The sequence below is a fragment of the Pseudomonas sp. o96-267 genome, from assembly GCF_003935465.1.
In the GTDB taxonomy this organism is placed as follows: Bacteria; Pseudomonadota; Gammaproteobacteria; order Pseudomonadales; family Pseudomonadaceae; genus Aquipseudomonas; species Aquipseudomonas sediminis.
On record NZ_RHQP01000001.1, the window covers coordinates 189981 to 201492 of the forward strand.

The 11512-nt window shown below is 60.1% G+C and carries 12 protein-coding genes; 2 read left to right on the top strand and 10 right to left on the bottom strand.

Annotated features, from left to right (window positions below; genetic code table 11):
- Nucleotides 1-593 precede the first annotated feature (593 nt).
- Genes EGJ86_RS00810 through EGJ86_RS00855 form a run of 10 tightly spaced genes read right to left on the bottom strand, consistent with a single transcriptional unit; the run spans nucleotide 594 to nucleotide 9205 of the window.
- On the bottom strand, nucleotides 594-2843 hold the full coding sequence (locus EGJ86_RS00810) for a secretin N-terminal domain-containing protein (RefSeq protein ID WP_125833580.1): 2250 nt from the start codon (nucleotides 2841-2843) through the stop codon (nucleotides 594-596).
- A gap of 39 nt (nucleotides 2844-2882) precedes the next feature.
- Nucleotides 2883-3353, bottom strand: coding sequence for a hypothetical protein (locus EGJ86_RS00815; RefSeq protein WP_125833581.1), 471 nt, complete (start codon nucleotides 3351-3353; stop codon nucleotides 2883-2885).
- Nucleotides 3350-3943 (bottom strand): GspMb/PilO family protein, encoded by a 594-nt coding sequence (locus EGJ86_RS00820; protein ID WP_125833582.1) that lies wholly within the window; start codon nucleotides 3941-3943, stop codon nucleotides 3350-3352. The genes EGJ86_RS00815 and EGJ86_RS00820 overlap by 4 nt, the downstream gene beginning before the upstream one ends.
- Entirely contained in the window at nucleotides 3940-4935 is a 996-nt protein-coding gene (locus tag EGJ86_RS00825; protein WP_256672244.1) for a hypothetical protein, read from the bottom strand. Before EGJ86_RS00825 ends, EGJ86_RS00820 begins: the two co-directional genes overlap by 4 nt.
- The gene (locus EGJ86_RS00830; RefSeq protein WP_125833583.1) at nucleotides 4865-5941 is read right to left on the bottom strand and encodes a general secretion pathway protein GspK; all 1077 of its coding nucleotides are present in this window, start codon (nucleotides 5939-5941) and stop codon (nucleotides 4865-4867) included. Before EGJ86_RS00830 ends, EGJ86_RS00825 begins: the two co-directional genes overlap by 71 nt.
- Nucleotides 5942-5956: 15 nt before the next feature.
- Entirely contained in the window at nucleotides 5957-6574 is a 618-nt protein-coding gene (locus tag EGJ86_RS00835; protein ID WP_125833584.1) for a type II secretion system protein, read from the bottom strand.
- Nucleotides 6564-6998 (bottom strand): type II secretion system protein J, encoded by a 435-nt coding sequence (locus EGJ86_RS00840; protein WP_125833585.1) that lies wholly within the window; start codon nucleotides 6996-6998, stop codon nucleotides 6564-6566. The genes EGJ86_RS00835 and EGJ86_RS00840 overlap by 11 nt, the downstream gene beginning before the upstream one ends.
- Nucleotides 6999-7002: 4 nt before the next feature.
- Nucleotides 7003-7425 carry a prepilin-type N-terminal cleavage/methylation domain-containing protein gene (locus EGJ86_RS00845; protein ID WP_256672245.1) on the bottom strand — a complete coding sequence of 141 codons (423 nt, stop codon included), beginning with the start codon at nucleotides 7423-7425 and terminating at the stop codon, nucleotides 7003-7005.
- On the bottom strand, nucleotides 7382-7819 hold the full coding sequence (gene gspG / locus EGJ86_RS00850) for a type II secretion system major pseudopilin GspG (RefSeq protein WP_125833586.1): 438 nt from the start codon (nucleotides 7817-7819) through the stop codon (nucleotides 7382-7384). Before gspG ends, EGJ86_RS00845 begins: the two co-directional genes overlap by 44 nt.
- A 15-nt stretch (nucleotides 7820-7834) precedes the next feature.
- Entirely contained in the window at nucleotides 7835-9205 is a 1371-nt protein-coding gene (locus tag EGJ86_RS00855) for a type II secretion system F family protein (RefSeq protein WP_256672247.1), read from the bottom strand.
- 24 nt (nucleotides 9206-9229) lie between these two features.
- Here EGJ86_RS00855 and EGJ86_RS00860 point away from each other — a divergent pair, with 24 nt between their 5' ends.
- Complete coding sequence (locus EGJ86_RS00860; protein ID WP_125833587.1) at nucleotides 9230-10888, top strand: GspE/PulE family protein; 1659 nt, start codon at nucleotides 9230-9232, stop codon at nucleotides 10886-10888.
- Between the two features lie 50 nt (nucleotides 10889-10938).
- Nucleotides 10939-11508 carry an adenylyl-sulfate kinase gene (gene cysC, locus EGJ86_RS00865; protein ID WP_372237949.1) on the top strand — a complete coding sequence of 190 codons (570 nt, stop codon included), beginning with the start codon at nucleotides 10939-10941 and terminating at the stop codon, nucleotides 11506-11508.
- Nucleotides 11509-11512 lie beyond the last annotated feature (4 nt).

The following is an 11512-nucleotide window of genomic DNA, read 5'->3' on the forward strand; positions in this document are numbered from 1 at the left end:
ATGTTGTGTTGGTCCAGTGGGTGGACCGTCCTTTGCATTTACCGTTTACGGTGCTCGCTCTCTTCCGGAAGGGAACGAGCGGCATTCGGCAAATGAGGTAACCATAAGGCTAGCCGCTGCCGATAATAGCGTTCCAGTCTCAAAGTGCAAGTACCAAGATGGCCTGCTTTTCGTTGGTTAACAGAATCTTAACCGCAGGGTTTCGTGTTTTTCTGCAGATATCGACCGGATCACACCAGTACGGCGGCCATTTGCGGCACAGCCGCAGCGGACAGGTTATAGCAGAAAAAGTTGCCTTTGACGCCTGAAAAATGTCGCGAACTGGCTTTTTACAATGACAAGGCCATTACCGCAACATTGCCATGACATGACAGGCAGACAGCGCCAAAGAGGTATAGCAGCGACCAATGCCGAGCGCCAGCCAGCCATGTGAAAACGCTCACAGAACTGTCAGCCGAAGGCCCCTTACCTCAGGTGGGCAGGGGCGCAGCTGGGTGTTTTCGGCACGCTGCCCTGCCCACAAGCGATCACGAGTGGGAGGTGTGAGCAAACGCCTGACGTTGCCTGAACCGTTTTACCGGCCGGCCATGTTCTTATGGCGCGTCCGGGGGCGTCGGGTTCGCTTCGGGTAGGCGGTGAAAACCACGCCGCTCCAGGTTGGGCGCACTGTTGAGCGGCAGGCGCTCGCGGTAGCTGCGGGTAAGGGTTTGTGCTTCATCGAAGTCGCGGATGATGTAGGGGATGATCATCACGATCAGTTCGGTGCGGTTCTCGCTGGCGTTCTGCGACTTGAACAGATTGCCCAGCCAGGGGATGTCGCCCAATAGCGGCACCCCGTTGTCGCCGCGCCCACGATTACTGGAGATCAAGCCAGCCAGCATCACCGAGCCGCCGTCGCGCAGGGTCAGGGTGGTTTCGAGGGATCGGTTGTTGATAACCGGCGTAAGGTTCTGCCCGCTACCGGTATCCGTGTTCTCCGACAGCTCCTGGCTTACCTGCAAATCGACCACGCCGCTGGCCTGCACGGTGGGTTTGATGCTTAGCAGCACGCCAGTCTTGCGGTACTGCACGGTCTGGGTAATCGGCGCATCGGGGTTGTCGGTAGACTGGGTGGAGCCGGTCACCACCGGGATTTCATTACCCACTTCGATGCGTGCCTCTTCACCGCTGCGCACCATCAGCTTGGGGCTGGAGCGAATCACTGCCTGCTGGTTCTCGTAGAAGGCGTTGAGCGCGGCCTTGGTCTGCCCGGCGCTGTTCAGCGCACTGATATTGAGGCCACTGGAACCGATGCCGTTGGCAGTACCGATAATCAGATCCTTGCCGCCGAGACTGGCAGTGATATTGCGCCAGTCGATACCCAGGCCTTCGCGGTCGTTGATGTTCACTTCCGCGAGCAGCACATCGATCATCACCGAAGGCACCGGGCGGTCCAGCTCTTCGAGCAGCGGTCGCAACTGCAGCCACTGCTTGCCGCTGCCCTTGTAGATGATGGCGTTGCGGTTGGCATCGACCACGACGCTGCCCTGCCCTTCCTCGCCCTCGATCGTACGCGGCTGCCCAGCACCGCCCTGAAGGCTGGAGCTGGCGTCAGCAAGAGCGCTGGAGTTATTGGAAAGGCCACTGGAGCTGCCGGTCAAGCTACCCCTGTTGCTCCCGTTAGCGCTACGTGTATTGCTCCTGCTGAGGCCGGTTTCGGGAATCGTCGCACGGTAGCCGAGGGCACCGAGCATGCCGGCAATACCGGCGGCCTGGGTGTTGCGCACCTGATAGACGAACAGACCGCTCTCCACCTGTTCCTGACTCTGTCGATCGAGCAGCTCCACCCACTGGCGGGCCGTGGCCAGGATCGCCGGATCGGCGGCGAATATCACCAGGCGCTGCAGTTCCTTGAGCTTGAGTACCACCACCCCACCAAGCGGTGGGTTGTCGGAAACATCGTAACCTTCGGCCTGGAGCACTTTCATCAGGGCATTGCCGAGGCTTTCCGCGTCGGAAAACACGGGGCTGACGGCCAGGCTGTGGCTGCCCTTGAGGGCGGGTTGATCAAACAGCTCGACCGCCTGGCTGGCCTGGCTGATCAGCTCGACAGAGCCGCGCAGCAGGACCGAATTGCGCAGGGGGTCGGCACTGATTTGTAAACTGGTGCCGGTGAACATGTCTTTGAGCCAGAGCACCATGGAGTCGGCACGCACAACACGCATAGGGATCAACTGGAACACGGGACGGTGCGACATCGGCACATCCGGGAGCGCGCTGCCACTGACCAGCAACGGCAGGGTGTCGTTGGCGGTGTTCTCGGCCAACTGGAAGTACAGCACGCCGTCGCGCTCGCTGACCGCAACGCCATAGTCGCTCAAGACGAAACGCGCAGTGGCGAACAGGTCTGCCGGCGCCTGTGGCTCACTCAGGCGCAGCGATACCAGGTCTTTCTTGTCCTGCAACGCCGGCGCCACGCTGAACGACAGGCCAAGACGATTACCGAACACTTCGTTGATGAAGGCCGGTAGTGGAAAGTTGTTCAGGTTGAGGCTGATCGGCGCGCCAACAAGCTCCTTGCCGAGAGCATCGGCATTGGGCTCGATATAAGTTGGCCCCTGTTTGACCTGGCCAGGCGTACCCTGGAAGCGCTGCGCCATGAGCGCAGCCTCGTCACGTACGGACTCCTGCCTGAGACTGGACTCGTATTCAACCGGCTGCGCAGGGGGACGCACAGGCTCGGGGATCGGCGTGGGACGGGTGTCGATGGCGCAGCCGGCAAGCATCAGAGCCAGGCTCAGCAGGCTCAGCGAGAAGAACGGGCGGCAGCTGCGCGGCCGTGCGGTCTTGGCGTGGTCGGTCATGTAGTTTCTCGTGGGGCAAGGCCCCCTTGTGGTCAGTTCTTAGGGCATCGCTGGCTCGGGATACAACTGCAATTCTCCAGTGGCACCCTTCGCATCCTGCCAGATGAGGGTTGTCGCACGCAGCGCGGTTATTTCACGTTGTTCGTCGAGCCGGTCGCCTATGCTCAGGGTCAGCAGCTTGCCCTCAGGATCGAGCACTACCGCGCTGGGCGGCCCGCCCTGACGAATAATGCCGATGAGCATCCAATCATGCCGGGCGCCCTCTGCCGCCGCCGCCGCTGCAGCGGCTTGTTCGGCGCTGCTCAGAGGCTTCTTGCCTGGCCAGAAACTGGTCAGGTTGCCAGGCAACGGGCGCTCGGCAACGGGGGGGGCACTGGCGCTCCACCTCCACTGATCCTCGGCAGTTTCAGCGAAATCGGCCTGACTTACAGGCCACAGGTAGCCAACCAGAAACAAACCAATGACCAAGGCCGCAGCGAGAAGCGACAGCAGAGGCAGCCGCAATTTCATTGGCCAACCTCCCAAGGCTGGTACCAGACACTGGCTACCAGCGAAAAAATCAAATGCTGCCCACGCTGGGACTGGACACTGAGGTTGTCGATTCGATAGCTGGGCGTCGCGCTCTCCAGACCGGCAATCAGCGCGTAAAGCTGTTCGCCCTGCGCGTTGCCGGCCAGACGCAGCTGTAGAGGGATCAAGTTGGTAGCGGGATCAGGCTTACCGGCAGTGGAGACTTCGATACGAATCTTTTCCAGGCTCTGCGCGCTGAGCAGCGCCTGGGCGCTGGCCTGAATATCGGCGCGAGCGAAGGCTTCGCTTTCGGCCTTGCCGAAGCGCCGTGCGAGCTGCTCATCCAGCCGAGCACGGACCAGGTCGAGGCGATTGACCCATTCGTCCTGCTCGGCAAGCTGGCTGGCCTCGGACAGTTGCTGCTGCAGCTCGACAAGCGCCTCGCGCTCCTCATAGCGGGCATCGGAGACAACAAGATTGAGGTAGAGCAAACCGATCAGCGGAATCGCCAGCACACCCCAACGCAAGCGCGGATTGGCGTCGAGCTGCTCGCGGGTCTTGCTCCATTCACGAAGTAGCCACTCGTTCATTGGCGCTCTCCCGCGAAAGGCACGGCGCGCAGGGTGACCATGTCATTACGAGCCTCGGGCTGCACCTGGACGTTGCTCAATAACCCGCTGGCGCTGAGCCGGGTCACATAGTCACGCGGATCTGGGCTGGGATCCTGCAGGAGGATCTGCAGGCTTCCCGGCTGATAGTCGTAGCGCTGCCATAGGCGTGCACTCTCAGGCAGCGCTTCACCCACACGGGCTATCAGCTCTCCCTGACTGTTAACGAACAGTTGCTGGCGCGCCAGCCAGAGGTCACGCCCCTGCATGACTCTCCGACGCGCCTGGGCCTGGAGCTCACTGCCCTGCTCGGCGACGCTCACCTGAGCCGCGAGGTGCGCGTGGCGCTGATTGAGGTCGAACCAGGCGCCGCATTGGATCAGCAAAGCAGCCAATAGCACAGCACCACTGCCAGCGAAAACGAGGCCCTGTAGCAGCTCACGCTCGGCGGCCTGCAGCGGGCTGCGCCGGCTCAGATCGATGTCGTGAGTGGACAGCTGCGCATCTGCTTCCTGGCTCCAGCGGCTATCACTGAGCCTACCCCCCAGCCAAGACTGCCACTCATAACCATGAATACCACGGAGCAGCCGCCGGCCCTCGTCTAGCGGCGTAACGAGGCTCAGTGCAGAGTCGGGCAGGACGCTATAACGCGCCGCCTGTGGCAGACGGGCAAGCAGGCTGGCCTGATCCCATATCCACAGCTGCGCCCAGCCCGCACTCCAGCTGACGTAGTGCCCTGCCTGGGGGAAAGGAGAAAGCAAAAGCAGCTGTTGCTGTAACGCCTGGTTACGCTTGCTTGCCGGTATACGCGAGAAATCCAGACTGAAGTACAAGCAGCTGTCGCGCGATAGCAATACGCGCGGGCGTATCCCGGCATAGGATTGCTGGCGGATATCTAGGCGATCAACCGTCCATTGCCGGCTCGTCCAGCGGCGGGAAATCCACTGATTGAGGCGTGTCGCAAGGCTGCTCATATTCAGACGAAAAGAGATAGTCGATTTCCCATGGAGCGGTTCGTGAAGTGGGCGTGGATGATAGCCCAAGCCATAGCGGCTGTCTGCAATCGGCCGTTTCGCTCCAAAGCTGGATCCTCATGAACGGGGACGCCCGGCTCGGCGTTGTCAGCGGATCGAGAGGAATAATCCGCCCCAGCCGCGCATTGGCATCAGAAAGGTCAGCATAAGGCCGCTGGCGACGCTCGCTGACAATGGCTTCGGCCAGCGCGGCATCGAAGCCCGGCAGACTCTGCAGGACAGCCGCAGGTGCGGTGTTGAGGTTGTTCAGCTGCCCACTGCGCGCTGTGACATAGGGCAACATGGCCTGTAATTGGGGACGCAGCGCAGCAGCATCGAGCAGATTGAAAACCTGCCCAGGGCTGATCATCAGACGCTGGGGGGGCACCTGCAGCCCCTGGTTGAGGTAGTCTGCGGAGGTGGCGCCATTGAGGCGACGCACATCATCCCTGTCGGTGTAGTCCTGTAGCTGGTCGAGAAATCGCTCCGCCTGCTGGGGGCTTAACCCATGCTGGGCAAAAAAACGCGTCCAGCGCTGCCGATCCGGCTCAAGCAAGCTGAGCAGCGGGCCTTCATCCTGCAGAGAAAAGGCACTGCCACCGATACCACGGTAGCGCGTACCTTCAACCAGCAGATGGGGATAGTCCTCAACCTTTACACCCGCGAAGCTGTCCGCGAAAGGGTCAAAGCTGCTTCGCGCCTCCTGCTGCGGATTACGCAGGAGGATGGCGTTTTGCATAAGGGGACGCGTAGCGACCACATGCAGTAGGGTGGCCATTGTGGCGTCACGGTCCAACTGCCCTTGCAGCTGTCGCTGCAACTGGTAGGTCTGTTCCAGGCGCTGCTCGGCATAACCGGAGATGAACGCAGCCACGAGCGATAGCAGCATGAGCAGGCCGAGCACAGCAATCAACGCAAAGCCACCGCTGCGGTGCCGATATTTTGGGGTGGAAGGAGTAGCTGGCATGGCGCTAGAACCTGGTCAGAAGTCGCGATAGTCAGGGCGCGGAAAGGTTCGCCCGGGAAGACTTGCATACCAGCGCACAGGCGGCGATTCAACAGGAGTGACCTCCAGCAAGATCGCACCTGGTATCTGCCCACTGCCGGGAGTTGCCCCGCCACCCCCTTGCGGCGGCGGCCATTGCTCCACGGCGGCACCATTGGCAGCGCGGTAAATAAATCGCGCTGCGCTGCCAGGCGGCCAGCTGGCAACCAGCCAATCAACGCCTGGCTGCTGATAGCTGAGCTGCAACTCGCCATTTTCAGCGTGTTGCAGGCGCCAACTGAAGAAGCTGGCCTGGCCACCGCCGCCCAACAGGGGGCGATGGGTCACACCACCAAGGTGTTGAGCATCACCACGAAACTGGCGTGGCTCGTCGAGCTCGGCCTGTGAGCCAGAAAGCGTTTCGCTGAACCAGCGGTAGCCGAGCTCGTAGGGCATACCTTCACTTTGCCGCCGTTGCACTCTCTCGTAGGTGCCAAGGGCTGTGCCAAAGCCCTGCATCAGCAGAGCTCCAACCATGGCAAGAATGGTCATGGCCACCAGCAACTCAAGCAGGGTCATGCCACGCTGGCGAGCACACTGCACACTAGAGACCATTGCCAGGCTCCGGCAGGCCGGGCTTTAGCCGGTAATTGACAACCCGTGTATGCAGGGGCGGCAACGCTCTGCTGCTGGTGCGCGGGTAAAGAGTGACGTCATAGAGCGAGAGCAAGAAGTTGCTCCCCCCAAAACTCGACGATCGCGTAACCCCTGATTCGATGGGACTGGCCCGCCAGTCAACAGAGACATTGCCGGAACTGAACGTGCCCTCGGGGCGCTGAGCCAGGTCGACGGTTTTCAGGTACTGCCCGGCACTGGCAATTGCCGGGCCGGCCTCGACGTAGAGTTCGGCGCGCTGCAGTTGCACCAGGCTGGCGTTGATCCATGCAAACAGGGCCATGCAGGTACCCGCCAGGATTACCAGGGCCACAATGGCTTCAAGCAACGCGAAACCCTGCTGGCATTTGGCCGGTTTGCTCATGACGTCAGGATGACCACTGGCACAAGGGAGGCAACAGGGTAACGCGCGCTTCACGTTGCGAGCCACGCCAAACTTCGATCTCACCGCCAAGGCAAGTGCCATTACCCTGATAAAGCACGGGCGTGCGTGAGGTGACGCGCCAGCCATCGGGCAGATTCAACGGAGCACCGTCATTATCGATATGCAGCGACCGGCCGCCACGCAAGGCAATCAGTGGCAGGCCGTTAACCCGCTGGCGAACTTCCAGAAGCTGGTTCTTTAGTGCCAGACGGTCACCCAATCCGATGAATCGCGGCGCTACTACACCGGCAATCAAACCGATTAGCGCAAGGACAACGAGCAATTCAAGCAGGGTGAAACCGCGCTGCGAGCCACTCACGCTGTCACTTTTCCAGGTAGCCCACATCGGCATCGAGACCTTCGCCACCCTCTTTTCCGTCAGCTCCGAGCGAATAAAGGGCAAAACCCTGAAGGTTGTCGACAGGGCTTTTGTAGACGTAGGGGTTATTCCAGGGATCACGCGGCAGCTCGTCTTCGAGATAAGGCCCCTGCCAGTTGGGCGTGTCCGAAGGCCTGCTCATCAGCGCGACCAGCCCCTGTTCGGTACGCGGGTAACTTCCAACATCCAGGCGGTAGCTCTGCAGGGCCCCGCGCAGCATCTTGACCTGCGTTTCGGCCGTCTTGACCTTGGATTTGTCGACGTTGGAAAACAGTCGCGGGCCGACCAGACCGGCCAGCATGCCAAGGATGACGAGGACGACGAGCAGTTCTATGAGGGTGAAGCCGCGGTCGCGGCTCAGGTTCAGCGAGGACAACTTCATATGAGGGGTTCCGGGTTAGATGACCATGTCGTTGACACTGGTGATGGCCAGGATTATGCCAAGGATGATGACGCCTATCACCGAGCCGATCAGCAGAATGGCTACCGGCTCGATCAGGGCCATCAGTTTCTTCATGCGATTTTTACTGTTTTCTTCATAGAGGCTGGCTAGCGAGCCGAGCATTTCGGCGGAGCGCCCCGTACGCTCGCCGACCCTGATGAGGTTGATACCGGTGCGATTGAGAATATTGGTTTCATCCAAAGCAGTAGAAACACTTTTGCCGGCGCGCACCTGACGGATGACGTCCTGCATGACGGCTCGGCGCCTCGGAATGCGCATGGAGTCGCTAGACAAGCTCAATGCTGCCAACAGCTCGACCTTGCACGCGAGCATGGCGGAAAGGGTGTAGGACCAGCTTGCCATATCGCTTTCTGCCAGCCATTTCCCGATCACCGGTATGCGCGTCGCGGCATTGGTGAGGTTGGCACGCAGCACCGGCTGGCGCAACGCCGCTCCTGCCGTGAGTATGACCACCCCGATCCCGCCCAACAGCCATGGCCAGTTGGCATTGAACCAGGTGCCGCCGCTCAACACGGCGACCGCCAACCAGGGAAGCGTGGCGTCGTGCTTGCCGAGCATGCCGCTGAACTTGGGCACGACCACGATGAACATAAGCAGCACAGCGGCAATGCCCGCGACAACCAGAATGCTCGGGTAAGTCAGGGCATTACGCAGATCGTTGGCCGTGCGCTCGTCGTATTCCATTTTCTCCTGGGCTCGCTTGAGAGCGCCCGCCAGATCGCCGGTCAACTCACCCGCGCGCACCAAGTGCAGGACATAACCCGGCAGCGGCAAGCCACAGGCTGCTAGAGCGGAGGAGAACGACTCGCCGTGCTGCAGGGCGCGACCAATATCGGCAAAGGCACGGTCGATGCGCTCGTGGTGACCAGCATCGGTCATGGCCTCGATGGATTCGCTGAGCGAGACCTCTGACTCGATCAAGCGCGTCAGCTCATGCAGCGCCTGGGTTACATGGCGCTGGGTAAGGCGAGGGGTGAATAACCGACGCGCGCGCGCGTTTTCCTGGGGTTTGAGTTCAACCGCCGTGATGGCTTTGCGCTGCAGCTCGCGCAGCGCATCGACCTGACTGGCCGCTTCGAGCACACCGGTCTGTCGCTCACCCTGGGCGTCGAATCCGTCGTAGGCGAATTTCATGGTGCCAAAACCTGTTGCTGTGGGCCGCTGGCGAGCGCCGCATTGTAGATGAATATTGGATTTGGTGGGTAGGCGAGCCAAGCTAGCCTTCGATGCTGAGTCGCTTTCTTTGTGCGATGCCGGCCAGCTCGCTAGAATGCCGCACCCTGCGGGGCTGATTGGCAGGCGCATGGCAACAAAACCGGGGAGCGAAATATGAAGTTGGGGGAGCTGCTGGTTCAGGCAGGGCTGGTCGAGGAAAACGACGTGCAACGGGCCCTCAGTCTGCAGCGCCAGACCGGCGGTCGACTGGGATCTATCCTGATCCGCCTAGGGGCACTTTCCGAAGACGCCTTGCTGACCGTTCTGGCGCAGCAGAACGGCCTGCCGCTGTTGTCAGGCGATGAGCTTCCAACCACGGCTGAGATTTATACCTTTATGGCGACACTGGAGGTACGCCTGGACTGGCTGCTGGACAATAACCTGCTGCTCTGGGAAAAAGACGGCGACCTGAACGTGTTGGCCAAAGACCTGAATGATTCGCGAATCATTGACTTGCTGGCCTATCTGTTCCCGCAAAGAGCCCCCAGGCGCTACCTGGCAAGGACACAGGACATCGACAATCTGGTCGGACATGTACGCCGCGAAAGTGCAGTTTCCGATCTTTTCCGGGATGATCACCAGTCGCTGAAGAGCCTTATCGAGGAGGCTCCTGTCGTCGAGCTAGTTAACAACCTGCTGGCCCAGGCAGTGGATTCAGGAGCCTCGGATATCCATGTGGAGCCAGAGGAGGCGCGCTTCACCGTGCGTATGCGTGTCGACGGCGTACTGCACACGCGCATGGTTCAACCTTTCGAGCGCTACGCGGCGGTCGGCTCACGAATCAAGCTTATCGCTGGCCTAGACATAGCCGAAAAGCGCTTACCGCAGGACGGTCGCATCACGCTTCGATTGAGCGGCAAGGACATGGACATTCGTGTCTCGACAGCGCCAGGCGTCTTCGGCGAGTCCATCGTAATGCGTTTGCTACCGAAGAATCGCGAAGAGTTGTCTCTTGCGGGCCTTGGCTTCGAGACGGATCACTTAGAGCAGCTCAAGCAGTGGCTGGCGTTCCCCAACGGCATCGTTCTGGTCACAGGCCCGACAGGTTCGGGCAAGTCGACCACACTGTATGCAGCGTTGGCGCAGATGCGCGACGGCAGCAATAAGATAATCACCGTGGAGGACCCGGTAGAGTACCAGGTGCCCGGCGTTACCCAGATTCAGGCTCATGCGGAGATCGGCTATACCTTTCCACGGGCCTTGCGCGCCATCCTGCGCCAGGATCCCGATACCATCATGATCGGCGAAATACGCGACCTTGATACTGCGCAAATAGCCATTCAATCAGCATTGACCGGCCACTTAGTGCTATCGACGCTACACACAAACGATGCCGCTTCGGCCTTTACCCGACTGGTTGATATGGGCCTTGAGCCATTTTTGGTGGCCGCATCAGTGCGCGGCGTTCAGGCGCAGCGCCTGGTACGTAAGCTCTGCCCATATTGCGCGCTGGAAGATCAAGCCGTAGAGCTACCAGCCGAATTCAGCGATTTCAAACCAATTGGCGAACCACAGTGGAAGCGTGCGGTTGGCTGCACTCACTGCCATCAAACTGGTTACCGTGGCCGGATGGGTATTTATGAAATGGTGCCGATGACCGGCGCTCTGCAGCAGTTAGTCAACCGCCAAGCGCCACTTCAGGAAATGAAAGCGCTGGTACGCCAACAAGGCCATCGCACACTGTTCGAGGATGGCTTGCTGAAGGCAAGCAGGGGGCTTACCAGTATCGAGGAAGTGATGCGGGTTGCCTACGTGGAGCAAGACCTAGAATGAGTAATATGCCAACAATCTCGAATGTACAGAGACAACATACCGACGTTGACATGGCCACTCGTGCTCGCCTTAAGAGCCAGAAGCCGGTGACAATCTGGCTAACAGGGCTCAGCGGCGCAGGCAAGTCGACCATCGCCAATGCGCTGGAAGTGGCGCTCACAGAAAACGGCCGTCACACCTATTTGCTTGATGGCGATAACGTTCGCCAGGGCTTATGCAAGGATCTTGGCTTTAGCGACAAGGATCGCGAGGAGAACATTCGTCGTATCGCGGAAGTCGCTCGGCTGTTCGTCGACGCTGGTTTGATCGTCATCACCGCATTCATTTCGCCGTTCCGTGTAGACCGCGAAACAGCCAGAGCGATTATCGGGGAAGGTGAGTTCATTGAGGTTTTCATCGATACCCCTTTGCCAGAATGTGAGCGGCGCGACCCCAAGGGTCTCTACAGCAAGGCAAGAGCAGGGTTGATACCAAACTTTACCGGTATCGACTCAGCTTACGAGGCGCCTCTGCAACCAGAAATTCGTCTCGATACCGTACAGTCGGACCTAGTTTCTTGCGTCAAGAAGATACTGGATTATCTTGAGCGCGCAGGCCTGGTAGGACCGAGCGCCGACTAACATT